The following is a 16,576-nucleotide window of genomic DNA, read 5'->3' on the forward strand; positions in this document are numbered from 1 at the left end:
TGACCTTGGGCGCGCCGTCGGCGTCGTGCTTGTCGTTCATGCCGTGGTCGGCCGTGAGCACGATGGTGGCGCCCAGCGCATCGAGCTGCGCGAGGTAGCCGTCCATCATGGCGTAGAAGGCGTTGGCCGCGGGGCTGCCTGGGGCGGCCTTGTGCTGCACGTAGTCGGTGGTCGACAGGTACATCAGGTCGGGGCGGCGCGATTCCATGAGCTTCACGCCTGCGGCGAAGACGAACTCCGACAGCTCCGCGCTGTACACCGAGGGCACGGGCATGCCGACCATCTCGACCACGCCGTCGATGCCGTTCTCCTCGATGGTGGCCTGGTCGGCCTTCTCGGACGAGAAGCAGATGCCCTTCATGCGGTGGCCCAGCAGCTTGCGCAGCTTGTCCTTGGCGGTGACCACGGCAAGCGAAGCGCCCGCATCGGCGAAGGCTGCGAGCACGGTGCCGGCGCGCAGGTACTTGGGGTCGTTCATCATGACTTCCTGGCCGAGTTCGCGGTCGAAGAAGTAGTTGCCGCAGATGCCGTGCACGGCCGGCGGTGCGCCGGTGACGATGGACAGGTTGTTCGGGTTGGTGAAGGAGGGCACCACGCAGTCGGCCAGCAGGTCTGCTCCGGTCTTGCGCATGCGCTCGATGCAGGGGGCTACGCCGGCTGCGATGGCCGCGTCCAGGTACGCAGGCTCGCAGCCATCGACGCACACCACCACGACGGGGCGGCTCATCCAGCGGTAGCTGCGGGCATTGACTTCGAGTGTCTCCGGTGTCATTTCAGACTTCCTTTTGGGGTGGGTTGTTCGATGCGGTCGCCGCGTCGGAATCGGCGCGGCCGAAGGCCTTGTGCATGCGCGCGCGGCTGCCCGCGACGTGCTGGCGCAGCGCGCGCCCTGCCGTGTCGGGGTCGCCGCTGGCAATGGCGTCGACGATGTCGCGGTGCTCGTCGGCCGACACGCGCAGGCCGCCGCCGCTGTCGAGCGCACGCATTCTGAAAAGGTGCAGCTCCTTGACCAGGCGCTTGTAGGTTTCGGTGAGCTTCTTGCTGCCGGCCGTGTCGAGCAGGATCTCGTGGAACTGCAGGTTGAGCTGCGCGTATTGCTCCACGTCCTGCGCCTGGGCTGCCGAGCGCATTGCATCGAGCATGGCGCGCAGGCGCTCGACCGCGTCGGGCTTGATGGCGAGCGCCACGCGCCGGCCGATGATTTCTTCCAGCGCCTCGCGCAGTTCGTAGATTTCGTCGGCTTCCTCGAATGCGATCTCGCGCACGAAGACGCCACGGTTCTTTTCGTTGCGCACGAGGCCGGCCTCTTCCAGCGCACGCAACGCCTCGCGGATAGGGCCGCGGCTGGTGTTGAAGCGCTGCGAGAGTTCGCTCTCGTTGATGCGGCTGCCCACGGGGAGCTCGCCGGTCATGATCAAACGCTCGATTTCTTCCTGCATCAGCATCGGCAGCGAGCTGGACTGGAGAAACGCGAGGGCGGCGGAGTGATTGGTGGTGACCATGGGGCGTATTTTCCCCGATGATTGAAAACTGTCAACAATTTTTTATTGACAGTCTTCAATCAGCAATCTACATTGCGATCACCGGAGCTTGAGCAATGCCAACTGCCGGAGCCCGCCACTCACTCACCCCCTGTGACAGCAAGCCACTTCAGGAGAAACAGATGACGATGAAACAAAGCACGCGCCGTCTCACGGCGGCCCTGTGCGTTGCGGCGCTAGGCCTCATGGCCGGCGGCGCCGCCTGGGCGCAGAAGACTCCGCTCCTGGTCTACACGGCGCTCGAGACCGACGCCATGAAGCTCTACAAGGACGCCTTCGAAAAAGCCAACCCCGACATCGAAGTGAAGTGGGTGCGCGACTCCACCGGCATCGTCACCGCCAAGCTGCTGGCCGAAAAAGCCAACCCGCAGGCCGACGTGGTGGCCGGCCTGGCCGCCAGCAGCCTCGCGCTGCTGCAGCAGGAAGGCATGCTCCTGCCCTACGAGCCCAAGGGCTTCAAGGACCTGAACCCCGCCTACTCCGACAGCGCCCGCCCGCCGGCCTGGGTCGGCATGGACGTCTGGGCCGCAACCATCTGCTTCAACCGCGTCGAGGCCCAGAAGCTCGGCCTGCCCAAGCCCGAGAGCTGGAAGGACCTGGCCAAGCCCGTCTACAAGGGCACCATCTCGATGCCGCACCCGGCCTCCAGCGGCACCGGTTATCTCGACGTGTCGTCATGGCTGCAGAACATGGGCGACGCCGAAGGCTGGAAGTACATGGACGCGCTGCACCAGAACATCGCGCAGTACGTGCACTCGGGCTCCAAGCCCTGCAAGCAGGCCGGCGCGGGTGAGTTCCCCATCGGCATCTCGTTCGAGTTCCGCGCGCACCAGGTCAAGAAGTCGGGCGCGCCCGTCGACCTGATCTTTCCGAAGGAAGGCCTGGGCTGGGACATCGAGGCCACCAGCATCATGAAGACGAGCAAGAAGACGGAACAGGCCAAGCGCTTCGCCGACTGGATGGCCAGCAAGGAGGCCAACCAGATCACCTCCACATGGTGGGCGGTAGTGGCCTACCCCGGCGTGGCCTCGAAGCTCGAAGGCATTCCGGACAACTACGAAAAGCTGCTCGCCAAGAACGACATCAACTGGGCAGCGAAGAACCGCGAGCGCATCCTGGCGGAATGGAGCAAGCGCTACGAAGGCAAGGCTGAACCCAAGTAGGCCCGACGGCATTCCCGACGACTTTCAATCCGCGGGCGCTGCCGCAGTGGTGACGCCCGCCAACGACGAGTGCGAAAAATGGATATGACCGACACCAAGTTCATTGCCAGCCCGGTGCCTGCTAGCGCTCCTGCAGCGCTCGAGATCGTCGGCGTTCGCAAGGACTTCGAATCCTTCAGTGCGCTGCGCGACGTGCACCTGCGCGTGAACCCGGGCGAGATGCTTTGCTTTCTGGGCCCCTCGGGCTGCGGCAAGACCACGCTGCTGCGCATCATCGCGGGGCTGGAAACGCAGACCGCCGGGCAGATCCTGCAGAACGGCAAGGACGTCTCGTGGCTGCCGCCGGACCGGCGCGACTACGGCATCGTCTTCCAGTCGTATGCGCTCTTTCCCAACCTGTCGATTGCCGAGAACGTCGGCTACGGGCTGGTCAACAGCCGCGCCAAACGGGGTGAGATCAAGGTACGAGTCGAAGAGCTGCTGAAGCTCGTCGGCCTGCCGACCTCGGGCAACAAATACCCGAGCCAGCTTTCGGGCGGCCAGCAGCAACGCGTGGCACTGGCCCGCGCGCTCGCCACGCGTCCCGGCCTGCTGCTGCTCGATGAGCCGCTGTCGGCGCTCGATGCGCTGGAGCGCATCCGCCTGCGCGGCGAAATCCGCCGGCTGCAGAAGCAGGTCGGCATCACGACCATCATGGTCACGCATGACCAGGAAGAGGCGCTGTCGATGGCCGACCGCATCGTGGTCATGAACCACGGCGTGATCGAGCAGGTCGGCACGCCGATGGAAGTCTACGAACAGCCGGCCACGCCCTTCGTGGCCGATTTCGTCGGCAAGGTCAACGTGCTGCGCGCGGTGGCGCTGGGCAACCAACGCTTCAAGGTGGGCGGCATGGAGCTGCAGTGCGATGCCTGCGACGGCGCCTTCGAGCCCGGCGAAGCCGTCAACCTCTACCTGCGCCCCGAAGACCGTGCGGTCGAGCACCTGGGCGACGACACGGCCAACCGCCTGCAGGCGCTGGTCACCAAGGTCGAATTCCTCGGTGGCCTGTGCATCGCCGAAGTGACGGCCGATGCGCTGCACGGACAAACGCTCGGCCTGCACTTCTCGCTCAACCAGCTGCACGACCTCGACATCCGCGAAGGCAACACCATCGACATCGCGCTGCGCGCCAACCGCATCCGCGCCTTCTCCGCACGCAGCCCGAAGCCATGAACACGCTGGCACACCCTCGCCCTTCGTTCGCCGCGCGACCGGCCATGCGCTGGAGCCGCGACGAGACCATTGCCCGGGTCATCCTGTTCGTGGTGATGGCGATGCTCTTCGTGTTCCTGATCGCACCGCTGGCGACCATCCTGGCCCATGCGGTGCAGGACAAGGACGGCCGCTTCGTCGGCCTCGCCCACTTCATCACCTACTTCCAGACGCCGAGCCTGCTGCGCGCGGCGTGGAATTCGGTGTGGGTCTCGGCGGCCGTGGTGATGATCTCGGTGCCCACCGCCTTCGTCTTTGCCTACGCACTCACGCGCAGTTGCATGCCTGCGCCGCTGAAGGCGGTGTTCCGCCTCATTGCGCTGATTCCGCTGCTGGCGCCCTCGCTGCTGTCGGCCATTTCCTTCGTGCAGTGGTTCGGCAACCAGGGGGCTCTCAAGTTCCTGCTGGGCGGCGCGTCGATCTACGGCGCGCCCGGGATCATCCTGGCCGAGGTCTACAACACCTTTCCGCATGCGCTGATGATCCTGGTCACCGCGCTATCGCTCGCCGACGGCCGGCTGTACGAGGCGGCCACCGCGCTGCGCACGCGGCCGTTTCGCCAGTTCATGACCATCACGCTGCCCTCGTGCAAGTACGGCCTCATCAGCGCGGCGACCGTTGTCTTCACCTACGTGGTGAGCGACTTCGGCGCGCCCAAGGTGATCGGCGGCAACTTCAACGTGCTGTCGGTCGATGTGTTCAAGCAGGTGGTCGGGCAGCACAACTTCTCCATCGGCGCGGTGGTGGGCATGCTGCTGTTGCTTCCCTCGATCATTTCCTTCGTGATCGACTACGTGGTGCGGCGCAAGCTGAAGGCGCAGCTCACGGCCCGCTCGGTGCCCTACAGCCCCAAGCGCCGCAAGCTCGCCGATCCGCTGCTGATGCTGTTCTGCGCGGTCGTGTGCGGGCTGCTGCTGGCCACCATCGGCATGGCGATCTACACCTCGCTGATCTCGCTGTGGCCCTACGACCTTTCGCTCACGCTCAAGCACTACCACTTCGTGCTGGTCGAAAGCGACATGGCCGCGGCCTACGGCAACAGCCTGATCGTTGCCATGGCCACCGCCGTGGCCGGCTCGCTGATCGTCTTCGTGGGCGCCTACCTGATCGAGAAGACGCGCAACCTCGGCCTGATGCGCAAGGGCATGCATCTGATGGCGGTGCTGTCGATGGCGGTGCCGGGCCTTGTGCTCGGGCTGGGCTACGTGATGTTCTTCAACCATCCGGCCAACCCGCTGAACTTTCTCTACCAGACGATGGCGATCCTGATCATCTCGATGGTGGTGCACTACTACACCTCGAGCCATCTCACGGCCGTGACGGCGCTCAAGCAGATCGACAACGAGTTCGAAGCCGTGTCGGCCTCGCTCAAGGTGCCGTTCTTCAAGACCTTCCTGCGCGTGACGGTGCCGGTGTGCCTGCCGGCGATCCTGGACATCGGGCGCTACTTCTTCGTGGTGTCGATGGCCAGCCTGTCGTGCGCCATCTTTCTCTACACGCCGGAGACCATCCTGGCCTCGGTCGCGATCATGCATCTGGACGACGCCGGCGACATCGGTCCGGCCGCGGCGCTGGCCAGCCTGATCGTCGTCACCTCGACCATCGTGTGCATCGCCTACTCGCTGCTGACGCGCGTGCTGCTGTCGCGCACGCAGGCCTGGCGCAACCTGAGCCGCAGTTGAACGGCGGCCCCTCTGTCTTCCCCTTCCTCTCATTTCTTTCCCTGCCTGGAGACATCATGAGTCAAGCCCCCTACCCCATTCTTCTCACGCCCGGCCCCCTGACCACTTCGGACCGCACGCGGCAGGCGATGCTGCGCGACTGGGGATCGTGGGACGCCGACTTCAACCAGATCACCGCGCGCATCCGCAAGCATGTGCTGGAGATCGTGCACGGCACCGGCACGCACGAGTGCGTTCCGCTGCAGGGCAGCGGAACCTTCTCGGTGGAAGCTGCCATCGGCACCGTCGTGCCGCGCGACGGCCACGTGCTGGTGCCGAGCAATGGCGCGTACTGCCAGCGGCTCGCCAAGATCTGCAAGGTGCTCGGCCGCAAGCTGACCACCATCGACTACACGGAAGAAAAGCAGGTCTCGCCGGCCGACGTTGACCGGGCGCTCGCGGCCGACCCAGGCATCACCCACGTCGCGGTGGTGCACTGCGAAACCGGCGCCGGCGTGCTCAACCCCCTGCACGAGATCGCGATGGTCGTCGCCAGGCACGGCCGCGGGCTGATCATCGACGCCATGAGCTCCTTCGGCGCGCTGGAGATCGATGCGCGCAAGACGCCCTTCGATGCGGTCGTCGCCGCTTCGGGCAAATGCCTCGAAGGCGTGCCGGGCATGGGTTTCGTCGTCATCAAGCGCAGCACGCTCGAGAAGTGCGAAGGCAACTGCCACTCGCTGAGCATGGACCTGTACGACCAGTGGGTGTACATGGAGAAGACCACGCAGTGGCGCTTCACGCCGCCTACGCACGTGGTCGCCGCGCTCGACACCGCCATCGCGCAGTACATCGAGGAAGGCGGCCTTGCGGCGCGCGGCGGGCGCTATGCGCGCAACTGCAAGGCGCTGATCGAGGGCCTGGCTTCGCTGGGCATCCGCAGCTTCCTGGAGTCCGCCATCCAGGCGCCGATCATCGTCACCTTCCACGCGCCCGACGATGCCAACTACGACTTCAAGACCTTCTACCAGGAGGTGAAGAAGCGCGGCTACATCCTCTACCCCGGCAAGCTCACGCAGGTGGAGACCTTCCGCGTCGGCTGCATGGGCCACTTCGGCGAGGCGGGCATTCCGGGCGCCGTGGCCGCCATCGGTGAGACGCTCAAGGCCATGGGCATCAGGCGCGTCACCGCACCCGTTGCCGCCTGAAGGCACGGCAATGGGCGACGAAACACCACGCCGCTACATCCTCACCCTCACCTGCCCGGACCGCACGGGCATCGTGGCGGGCGTGGGCAGTTTCATCGCAAGCCACGGCGGCCTGATCACCCAGGCCGCACAGCACGGTGACGCGCTGCACAACCGCTTCTACATGCGGGTGGAGATCCAGGCCGACACGCTGCCCTTCTACCTGGACGAACTGCGCGAACGCTTCGCGCCGGTCGCCAAGCAGTTCGACATGGAGTGGAGCGTTTCCGACAGCTCGGTGAAGAAACGCATGCTGGTGCTGGTGAGCAAGCTCGATCACTGCCTGAACGACCTGCTGCACCGCTGGCGCAACAAGGACTTGCACTGCGAAATTCCGTGCGTGATCTCCAATCACAACGACCTGCGATCCTTCGTCGAGTGGCACGGCATCCCGTTCTTCCACGTGCCGGTGACGCCCGACACCAAGACGCAGGCCTACGCCGAAGTGGAGCGGCTGTTCCGCGAGTTCAGCGGCGACTTCATGGTGCTCGCGCGCTACATGCAGGTGCTGTCGGACGACATGACCCAGCGCCTGCGCAACCGCATCATCAATATCCACCACAGCTTCCTGCCGGCCTTCGTCGGCGGCAAGCCCTACCACCAGGCCTTCGAGCGCGGCGTGAAGATGACCGGCGCAACCAGCCACTACGTGACGGCCGAGCTCGACGCCGGCCCGATCATCGACCAGGGCGTGATCGACATCGACCACGGCAACTCGATCGAGGAGATGGTGCGGCTCGGCAAGGACATCGAAAAGAGCGTGCTGTCGCGCAGCGTGCGCCTCCACCTGGAAGACCGGATCCTGGTCCATCGCAACAAGACGGTGGTCTTCAAGTAACCCTCCCTCAACCAACGAGTCCTCCGACACATCATGGCGACGCCACTTCCCTCCCATGCGCAGGTCGTCATTGCGGGCGGCGGCATTGCCGGCTGCAGCGCGGCCTACCACCTCACCCAGCTCGGCTGCACCGACGTGATCGTGCTCGAACAAGGCCAGCTCACCTGCGGCACGACCTGGCATGCTGCCGGGCTGGTCGGCCAGCTGCGCGCGAACCGCAGCATGACGAAGATGAGCCGCTACGGCATCGACCTGTATGCCTCGCTCGAAGCCGAGACGGGCCTGGCCACCGGCTGGAAACAGTGCGGCAGCATCACGGTCGCCCGAACGCCCGAGCGCATGACGCTTCTGCGACGGACCATCGCCACGGCCCGCAGCTTCGGCATCGAGGCCGAGTTCATCACGCCGGCCGAAGCGCTGGAGTTGTGGCCGCTGATGCGCATCGACGATCTCGTGGGCGCAGTCTGGCTGCCCGGCGACGGCAAGGCGAACCCGACCGACCTCACGCAATCGCTGGCCAAGGGCGCGCGCAACCGCGGCGCGAAAATTTTCGAGGGCGTGCAGATCACCGGCACGATCATCGAGAACGGCCGCATCGTCGGCGTCGAGACCAGCCAGGGCACGGTGCGCTGCGAGAGCTTTCTCAACTGCACCGGCCAATGGGCGCGCGAGCTGGGCAAGATGTCGGGCGTCAACATTCCGCTGCATTCGGCCGAGCACTTCTATCTGGTCACCAAGGAGATCGAAGGCGTCCACCGGGACCTGCCGGTGCTGCGCGACCCCGACGGCTACATCTACTACAAGGAAGAAGTCGGCGGCCTGGTGATGGGCGGCTTCGAGCCGGTGGCCAAGCCCTGGGGCATGGACGGCATCCCGCCGAAGTTCGAGTTCCAGCTGCTGCCGGACGACATGGACCAGTTCCAGATCCTGCTCGACGAAGCGGTGCACCGCACGCCGGCGCTGGAGACCACCGAGATCAAGCTGTTCCTGAACGGCCCCGAGAGCTTCACGCCGGACGGCAACTTCATCCTCGGCGAAGCGCCCGAGGTGCGCGGCTATTTCGTGGCCGCCGGCTTCAACTCGGCCGGCATCGCCAACGCGGGCGGCGCGGGCAAGCTGATCGCCGAATGGATCGTCGGCGGCGCCGCGCCGGCCGATCTGCTCGACGTGGACATCCGCCGCTTCGCGCCCTTCAACAGCAACAAGCGCTGGCTGAAGGACCGCACGGTGGAAGCGCTCGGGCTGCACTACGCAATGCGCTGGCCGCGCCACGAGCTGGAGTCCGGACGACCGCTGCGCCGCTCGCCGCTGTACGACCGGCTCAAGGCCAAGGGCGCCGCCTTCGGCAGCAAGCTGGGATGGGAGCGCGCGAGCTGGTTCGCATTGCCGGGGCAAGAGGCGCATGCCCGCTACGGCTTCGGCCGCCCCGACTGGCTGGATGCCTGCATCGAAGAGCAGATAGCGGTGCGGCGAGACGTGGTTGTCTTCGACCAGACCTCGTTCGGCAAGCTCATGGTGCAGGGCCGCGACGCCGAGCTGCTGCTGCAGCGCCTGTGCGCCAACGATGTGGCGATCCGGCCTGCAAGCATGGTCTACACCGCGCTGCTCAACGAACGCGGCGGCTTCGAGAGCGACCTCACGGTGATGCGGCTGGCGGCAGACTGCTTCCTGATCATCACCGGCTCCGCTCAGCCCTGCCGCGACATCGGCCACATCAAGCGCCACCTGCATGCGCACGAGCATGTGACGGTGACGGACGTGACCTCCAGCTACTGCACCCTCACGGTGACCGGCCCGAAGGCGCAGCAGCTGCTGTCCCGGGTCACGCCGCAGGACCTGGGCAAGGAGGCGTTTCCGCAATCGGCAGTGATCGAGATCGATGTCGGCTACGCGCGCGCACTCGCGGCCAAGGTCTCGTACGTCGGCGGTCCGGGATGGGAGCTGTACATCCCGACTGAGATGGCGGTGCATGTGTACGACACGCTGTTCGACGCGGGCACCGACCTGGGCCTTCGCGACGGCGGCTACTACACGATCGACGCCTTGCGCATCGAGGCCGGGCGCCGGGCCTTCGGCCTCGAACTTGGTCCGGACGAAAACCCGTTCGAGGCGGGCCTGGAATTCGCGGTCCAGCTGGACAAGCCGGTTGCCTTCATCGGACAGGCCGCGCTCGCGAAGATCACACCCGAACGGCTCTCCAAGCGGCTGATGATGTTCACGCTGGACGACCCGCAGGCCTTCGCATGGGGCGGCGAACCGATCCTGCGCAACGGCAAGGCCGTCGGCGAGCTGACCTCCACGGCTTACAGCGCGGTACTGGAGCGGATGGTGGTGATGGGCTACGTACGCAGCGCCGAACCACTGACGAGGGAAGAGGCAATGCACGGCGAGTACGAAATCGACATCGCCGGCCAGCGCTTTGCAGCCACGCCGCAATCGCGGCCGCCTTACCCCTCGCTCATCAAGGCTGCGCTCGAACGGCGCGGATAGCTGAAACCAGCCTGACGCCCGCTGAAGGCGGCGCAACCCCAGGGCCTATCCGCTGGCCTTGACGGCCTCCACCAGATGCCGCACGAAGGCTTTCGCGGCATCGGGCAGCGAGCGGCCCGCCATGGTCTCTATCTCCAGGTGCCGTTCGTTCATTTCGCGGTCTTTCACGGGGAGGGCGACCAGCGCCTTGCTCCGCAGCAGCGTGCGTATCGACAGCGGGCCGTAGAAGGCGATGCTGCCGCCGCCGGCCGCTGCAAAGCTCAGTAGCGCATTCGCGTGGTTGCTGGACATGGCCTGTGAATAGCGCAGCCCCTGCCGGGCGCAGCTTGCGTCGAGCAGGCGGCGTATGGAGCTGTCTTCCTGCGGCAGCCCCAGCGGGTACGCGACCACCTGGCGCAGCGACAGCTGCCGTTGCTGCGCCAATGGGTGGTCCCTGGCCATCACGGCGAGGATGGGGCTGGGGTACCGCAGCTGGATCTCGATGCCGGGCTCGGGCGCAGCGCTCAGGGTGATGCCTACGTCGGCCTCGCCGTCGCGCACCTGGCTCGAAATATCGGTGGGCGAGCAGACCTCCAGGTGAAAGCGGATGCCCTCGTGCTTGCGGCGGAAGTCCGCGATCAGCCTGGGAATGAAGTCGAAGGCAAAGCCCTCGGTGCTCGCCACGCGCACATGGCCGCTGCGCAGGCCGCGCAGGCCGGCGATGTCGTTCGTGACCCGCTCGATGTCTTGTTGCGCCCGCTTGGCGTGTGCCGCCAGCAGCTCGCCCGCGGCATTGGGCACCATGCCGCGCGCATGGCGCTCGAACAGCAGGGTGTCGAGTTCGCGCTCCAGCCGCGCCACCTGCCGGCTCACCGCCGAGGGCGCCACGTTGAGCTTGAGCGCTGCCTCCTTCACGGAGCCGGTTTTCACGACCTCGAGAAAGTAGCGCACCGCGGTCTCCTGCAAGGCACGAAGCTGCATGAATTTCTCCTGTGGCGTGGCCCGAAACGGATTGCGTGGATTGCCGATTCGGCAACGCAGAATTCTAAACATTGCGCTTGTGACACCGGCATGACGCTCCTAGGATGAACCCGCCCTCTCCCGATCCCCATCGAAATCCCCGTCGAAATCCAGGAGTTCCCGATGAACCGTCTCCCGCTCATGGCGCGCATGGCACTGGTATGTGGCCTCGCACTTGGCGCCCTGCCGCTGACCGCGCCCGCCGCCGCGGCGGCGGACTTTCCCTCGCGCCCGATCACGCTGGTCATTCCGTTCCCGCCGGGTGGGGCGACGGACGTCAACGGGCGCGTGATCGCGCAACGTCTGGGCAAGGAGCTCGGCCAGCCCGTCATCATCGAGAACCGCGCGGGCGCCGGCACGGTGGTCGGCGCAAGCTATGTGTCGAAGGCCGCGCCCGACGGCTACACGCTGCTGATCAGCTCGGGCTCGACGTTCACCGTCAACCCCGCGATCCGCGCCACCCTGCCCTACGACCCGGTGAAGAGCTTCGACCCCATCGGCATCGCGGGTCGCGTCGCGCTGATCCTGCTGGCGAACAGCGAGGTGCCTGTGCAGACGGTGAAGCAGTTCGTCGATTACGTGAAGGCCTCGCCGGGCAAGTATTCGTACGGCTCCTTCGGCACCGGCACCACCGCGCAGTTCGCCGGCGAAACCATGCTGCATGCCACTGGCCTGAAGATGACGCACATCCCCTACAAGGGCAGCGCGCCCGCAATGACCGACCTGATGGGAGGCCAGATTCCGTTCAGCATCGACACGGTGAGCGCGGCGATTCCGCAGCTCAAGAGCGGAAAGATCAAGGCCATTGCGCTGACGACTGCGAAGCGCTCCGCCCTGCTGCCCGACGTGCCCACCTTCGCCGAGAGCGGTTATGCCAGCGTCGACATGGACTCGTGGCTGATGATCGCCGTCCCGAAGGGCGTGCCCGCCGACGTGAAGGCCAAGCTTGAGAAGGCGCTGGCCGCGACCATCGCCGACCCCGAAACGCGTACCAAGCTGCTGGGCCAGGGGCTGGAGCCGGCGTTCAGCAGCAGTACCGCGTCGAGTGAGCTGATCAACCGCGAACTGCCCTTGATGCGTGCCGTTGCGGCTCGCGCAAACATCACAGCCGACTGATGAACCCGACGAACAACACATCCCGCGACACCAGCACTGAGCTCGTCGAAAAATCCGCCGTCGAACTGCGCCGCCTCATCGGCAGCAAGGCCATCTCGCCCGTCGAGCTCCTTGAAGCATGCATCGCGCGCATCGAGCGCGTGAACCCCTTCGTCAACGCGGTGACCGCAACCTGTTTCGAGCGCGCGCGCAACGAAGCCATGGTGGCCGAAAGCGCCGTGATGCGCGGCGATGCGCTCGGCCTGCTGCACGGCCTTCCGCTGGGCGTGAAAGACCTGGAGCCCACCGAAGGCCTGCTCACGACCTGGGGCTCGGCGATCTACCGCGACCATGTGCCCACGGAAGACATCGAGCTGGTCGCCCGCCTGCGCCGCGCGGGCGCCATCGTGGCGGGCAAGACCAATGTGCCCGAGATGGGCGCGGGCGCCAACTCGCGCAACGACGTGTGGGGCGCCACGGGCAACCCCTTCAATCCGAACCTGAATGCCGGCGGCTCCTCGGGCGGCTCGGCGGCTGCGCTGGCCTGCGACATGCTGCCCGTGTGCACCGGCTCCGACACCGGCGGGTCGCTCCGCATTCCGGCGGCCAAGTGCGGCGTGGTGGGCTTCCGGCCGTCGCCGGGCATCGTGCCCAGCGTGCGCAAGCCATTGGGCTGGACGCCCATTTCGGTCGTCGGCCCCATGGGCCGGACGGTGGAAGACGCCTGCCTGCAGATGGCGGCGTCCGCCGGCATGCACGCGGGCGACCCGCTGAGCTATCCGCTCGACCCGATGTCTTTTCTGACGCCCGCGCGGGTCGACCTGGCCGGCCTGCGCGTGGCGTGGACCGAAGACTTCGGCACCTGCGCAGTGGACGACGGCATCCGCGCCACCTTCCGGCAGAAGATCGAAGCCATGCGGCACCTGTTCCGCCGCTGCGACAAGGTCGAGTTCGACATGGGCGAGGCGCACCGCTGCTTCGACGTGCTGCGTGCCGAAGCCTTCGTGGCAGGCATGCAGGCGGCCTACGAGCGCGACCCCGCCAGCCTGGGACCCAACCCGCGCGCGAACTACGAGATGGGCGCTCGCATGAGCCTGCTCGACAGCGCCTGGGCGCAGGCCGAGCAGACGCGGCTCATCAAGCGCTTTCAGACGACCTTCGCCGACTACGACCTGGTGCTGTCGCCCACCACGCCGGTGTCTCCCTTTCCGTGGACGCAGCTGTATGCCGGCCACATCAACGGAGAGCAGCAGGCCAACTACTACCGCTGGCTGGCGCTGACCTACGTGGTCACGCTCACCACGCACCCGGCCATTTCGCTGCCCTGCGGACTCGACCATGCGGGCATGCCCTTCGGGCTGCAGGTGGTGGGCGGCTTTCGCGCCGACCACCAGGTGCTGGGTGCAGCGCGGGCGATGGAAGAAGCCTTCTCGGCCCACGCGCAGCTGCGCCGCCCCCGGCCCGACCTGGCCTCGTTGCGCATGGCCGAACCCGCGCTGACTTCGATCGTCAAGACGCCGCCGGTCTTCGACCGTCGCGGTACGAGGGCCGCCGCGGCGTCTGCCGTCTGAGGGAGCCGAGTCGCCAAGGCGCGGGGGAAGCCTTGCCATGTCGCACGCGGGTGCGTCAAATGCCGGGCATCTTCACTCACAGCCTCAGGAGAACCATGGCCATCGACACCCTCGCCACCTGGCACCGGCTCGTCAAGGAACGCGACGTGGCGGGGCTCGACGCCCTGCTGGACGACGAGGCCGTCTTCCACTCGCCGGTGGTGCACAAGCCCCAGGTCGGGAAAGCCATCACGCAGAAGTACCTGGCCGCGGCGTTCCAGGTCTTCTTCAACGAGAGCTTCCGCTATGTGCGCGAGCTCCGGTCCGCGAACGACGCCGTGCTCGAATTCGCGCTGGAGCTGGACGGCATCCAGATCAACGGCGTCGACATGATGAAGTGGAACGACGCAGGCAGGATCACCGAGTTCAAGGTGATGCTGCGCCCCCTGAAGGCGGTGAACCTCATTCACCAGAAGATGGCGGCGCAGCTCCAGGCGGCGCAATCCTAGTCAATCCCGGTCAGTCGGCGACGACCTGCAGGCTGCCCTGCACGCTGTACGCCCGCACGCACATGCGGGTCAGCTGCACGAGAAAGCGGAACACGGTCGGCTCGCACAGGCAGTCCGGCGTGATCGCCATGATGTCCTTGCGGAACTCCATCAGCCGGTCGCCGGACATCGCCATTTCGGCGGAGGCGCCGTAGTAGTTCTTCCAGAAGTCCTGCAGCAGGCCGCGCTTGACTTCGTCGATCACGAGCGTGTAGCCGCGCTCCCAGACCTCTTCGTCCATGGGCAGGCAGTCGACGCCGGGATCCTCCGGGCGGGCACCTGGGGGCACCAGGAACACGCGCCGCATGGCGACTCTTTCAACGGCGGTCTGCGAGTGCATCGCCGGACTCCGGAACTTCAGCGGTGATGGCTGCCTCAGCGGCATGGGGTATTGCAACATGGCGTGGCTTTCTCATGGTCGTCATCCTCGGCGGAGGCGCACGTTGTGTGACAGGCTTGGAATTTCAGGCCGCGAGCAGTCGCAGGCGGCTCGCGTTGGAATGGGCCAGGCTCTCCGGCTGGTCCCAGGTACCGTCTGCGTTCAGCGTGGTGGTCAACGCGTAGACGCCTGCCGGGAATGGCAACTCCAGCGGGTTGTTGACCGTGCTGACGTCGATCACGCCGCCTTCCTCGTAGTCACCGTAGGCGATGAAGTACTTGGGCCGCGGCGAGAAGGCCAGGTTCTGGTTGGGGCGCGCCTGCGCCGCATACACCGTGCTGCCGCCCATGGTCACGCCCACAGCGGCCGCGGACCTGATCGGGATGCTGGGCGATTCGGCGAGATAGAAGCGGGATTGGTCGGGCCCCTGGGTGGGGTTCACGAACCGGTAGGCGCCGTTGTAGTCCAGCGTGATCTTGTTGTTCAGGCCGCTGGGGTCGTAGGTTTCAGTGGCGATGAACTGGATGCCGGGCTGCAGCTCGCCCGTTTCGGCCCAGGAGAAGCCGGTGTCGATGCTCCACTGGAACTTGACGCGCGAAGTCGGGCTCGGGTTCGAGAACCTGGCGAACCAGGCCAGCGACAGGGCATTCGGCGCCCATTGCGTCGGGTCGTTCTGGAACACCATGAAATAAGCCGAATGGCTCGCATGGTTGTTGACCGTGACGGAATAGATCATTCCCATGACAACTTCCCGGAAGTGGTTGATCAGCCAGTTCATGCCGCGACGGCGGCACCGAACTTGACGTCACTCTAGGGAGCGCAGGGGTCGAATGGAATTACAGACGATTACACAGGCTGTGCACCGCCCTGGATCTCGAAGGGATAGTTGCCCAGCCGCACGGTCCCGCGACGCCGCTCGACCAGCGGCGGCTCGGCCAGATGGGGCGGCAATGCATTGAGGATCTGGTGCTTGGCGCGAAAGATCTGGATGTTCACGTAGGAGGGCTCCACGCCCAGCATGCGCGACAGTTCGTCCAGCCCGATCCAGCCCTGGCTCTGCGGCGCGATTCCTCTTTGCGCGTCTTTCTGGCGCACGCGCGCGAGCGTGACGAGGGTGTAGTGATGGATGCGTTCGCCGAGCGATACCGACTTGCCTTCCGCCACCAGGCTCAGGCTCGTGTGCTCCTCGTTCTGGCTGACGTTGAAGTGCAGCGCGACATCCGCAGATGCCGAGCCCGGCGCCGACGGAGTGATCGGGTTCTCGGAAGTGAACGCCAGGTCGTCGCACAGCACGAACTCCCACGTGCGAACCGCGGTGCGGACCATGGCACCGTCGCTCAGGGGCTCGATGCCGTCGATGTGCTCGAGCATCCATCTGCCGTCCTGGAAATACACGTTCACTTCGGGCTGGTGCTCGTCCGGCAGCAGGTTCTCGCGCAGGCCCAGCGCCAGCGGGGCAACGCCTCCATCGACAGGGAAAAGGCAGGTGACCGGCGGTGCCAGGTCGACCACGGTCCAGGCCGTTTCATCGCCCACGCCCATGCGGACTTCGGCGCCCACGGGCAAGGCAGTCCATCGGCCGCTGGGCAGCCGCTCGCCGTTCACGGTGGTGCCGTTGCGGCTCTGGTCGACGATTTCCCATGTGTGCCTGTTCCATCGCACCATCGCATGGACCTGCGACACGTCCGCTGCCTTCAGCACCGTCTGGCACGCCGAGGCGCGGCGGCCGAAGGCGTGCACGGGTCGCAGCATGATGGCGCGCTCGTCGAGCTTGTTCCTGAAAATGGCCATCGGCTTTCCCTTTTCTCCTT

General features: G+C 66.0%; 15 protein-coding genes. 9 read left to right on the forward strand and 6 right to left on the reverse strand.

The genetic code is table 11. The annotated features are described in order from the left end of the window. Both ACZYSP_RS26380 and ACZYSP_RS26385 read right to left on the reverse strand, forming a co-directional pair. Positions 1–772 (reverse strand): alkaline phosphatase family protein (locus tag ACZYSP_RS26380; protein WP_489017479.1); only part of this gene is annotated, 772 nt, incomplete at its 3' end. Position 773: 1 nt separating this feature from the next. Continuing rightward, complete coding sequence (locus tag ACZYSP_RS26385) at positions 774–1,502, reverse strand: phosphonate utilization associated transcriptional regulator (protein WP_093058823.1); 729 nt, start codon at positions 1,500–1,502, stop codon at positions 774–776. Between the two features lie 161 nt (positions 1,503–1,663). Between ACZYSP_RS26385 and ACZYSP_RS26390 the strand changes: the two genes are divergently transcribed. From ACZYSP_RS26390 to ACZYSP_RS26415, 6 genes are all read left to right on the forward strand, one after another. Beyond that, complete coding sequence (locus ACZYSP_RS26390) at positions 1,664–2,704, forward strand: putative 2-aminoethylphosphonate ABC transporter substrate-binding protein (RefSeq protein ID WP_093058824.1); 1,041 nt, start codon at positions 1,664–1,666, stop codon at positions 2,702–2,704. A 78-nt stretch (positions 2,705–2,782) separates the two neighbouring features. Continuing rightward, the gene (locus tag ACZYSP_RS26395) at positions 2,783–3,919 is read left to right on the forward strand and encodes a putative 2-aminoethylphosphonate ABC transporter ATP-binding protein (RefSeq protein ID WP_489017481.1); all 1,137 of its coding nucleotides are present in this window, start codon (positions 2,783–2,785) and stop codon (positions 3,917–3,919) included. After that, a complete protein-coding gene (locus tag ACZYSP_RS26400; protein WP_489017483.1) occupies positions 3,916–5,640 on the forward strand; it encodes a putative 2-aminoethylphosphonate ABC transporter permease subunit in 1,725 nt (574 codons plus the stop codon). Before ACZYSP_RS26395 ends, ACZYSP_RS26400 begins: the two co-directional genes overlap by 4 nt. Positions 5,641–5,696: 56 nt before the next feature. Next, complete coding sequence (locus ACZYSP_RS26405; protein ID WP_093081427.1) at positions 5,697–6,827, forward strand: 2-aminoethylphosphonate--pyruvate transaminase; 1,131 nt, start codon at positions 5,697–5,699, stop codon at positions 6,825–6,827. Between the two features lie 10 nt (positions 6,828–6,837). Beyond that, on the forward strand, positions 6,838–7,704 hold the full coding sequence (purU, locus tag ACZYSP_RS26410) for a formyltetrahydrofolate deformylase (RefSeq protein WP_093058884.1): 867 nt from the start codon (positions 6,838–6,840) through the stop codon (positions 7,702–7,704). A 33-nt stretch (positions 7,705–7,737) separates the two neighbouring features. Further along, entirely contained in the window at positions 7,738–10,194 is a 2,457-nt protein-coding gene (locus ACZYSP_RS26415; RefSeq protein ID WP_489017486.1) for a GcvT family protein, read from the forward strand. 45 nt (positions 10,195–10,239) lie between these two features. Here the strand turns inward: ACZYSP_RS26415 and ACZYSP_RS26420 are convergent, their stop codons facing one another. Next, positions 10,240–11,154 (reverse strand): LysR family transcriptional regulator, encoded by a 915-nt coding sequence (locus ACZYSP_RS26420; protein WP_489017488.1) that lies wholly within the window; start codon positions 11,152–11,154, stop codon positions 10,240–10,242. A gap of 162 nt (positions 11,155–11,316) precedes the next feature. Between ACZYSP_RS26420 and ACZYSP_RS26425 the strand changes: the two genes are divergently transcribed. From ACZYSP_RS26425 to ACZYSP_RS26435, 3 genes are all read left to right on the forward strand, one after another. Next, positions 11,317–12,309: a Bug family tripartite tricarboxylate transporter substrate binding protein gene (locus ACZYSP_RS26425; RefSeq protein WP_093179730.1), complete on the forward strand. Its 993-nt coding sequence runs from the start codon at positions 11,317–11,319 to the stop codon at positions 12,307–12,309. After that, the gene (locus ACZYSP_RS26430; protein ID WP_489017491.1) at positions 12,309–13,859 is read left to right on the forward strand and encodes an amidase; all 1,551 of its coding nucleotides are present in this window, start codon (positions 12,309–12,311) and stop codon (positions 13,857–13,859) included. Before ACZYSP_RS26425 ends, ACZYSP_RS26430 begins: the two co-directional genes overlap by 1 nt. Before the next feature lie 95 nt (positions 13,860–13,954). Beyond that, the gene (locus tag ACZYSP_RS26435; protein ID WP_093058832.1) at positions 13,955–14,347 is read left to right on the forward strand and encodes a nuclear transport factor 2 family protein; all 393 of its coding nucleotides are present in this window, start codon (positions 13,955–13,957) and stop codon (positions 14,345–14,347) included. A gap of 10 nt (positions 14,348–14,357) precedes the next feature. Here the strand turns inward: ACZYSP_RS26435 and ACZYSP_RS26440 are convergent, their stop codons facing one another. From ACZYSP_RS26440 to ACZYSP_RS26450, 3 genes are all read right to left on the reverse strand, one after another. After that, positions 14,358–14,726 (reverse strand): hypothetical protein, encoded by a 369-nt coding sequence (locus ACZYSP_RS26440; RefSeq protein ID WP_256216981.1) that lies wholly within the window; start codon positions 14,724–14,726, stop codon positions 14,358–14,360. A 124-nt stretch (positions 14,727–14,850) separates the two neighbouring features. Further along, positions 14,851–15,543, reverse strand: a complete 693-nt coding sequence (locus tag ACZYSP_RS26445; RefSeq protein ID WP_354339298.1) for a hypothetical protein — start codon at positions 15,541–15,543, stop codon at positions 14,851–14,853. 68 nt (positions 15,544–15,611) lie between these two features. Then, the gene (locus tag ACZYSP_RS26450; protein WP_093081415.1) at positions 15,612–16,556 is read right to left on the reverse strand and encodes an FHA domain-containing protein; all 945 of its coding nucleotides are present in this window, start codon (positions 16,554–16,556) and stop codon (positions 15,612–15,614) included. Positions 16,557–16,576 lie beyond the last annotated feature (20 nt).

The organism is Variovorax sp. F042 (assembly GCF_057814215.1).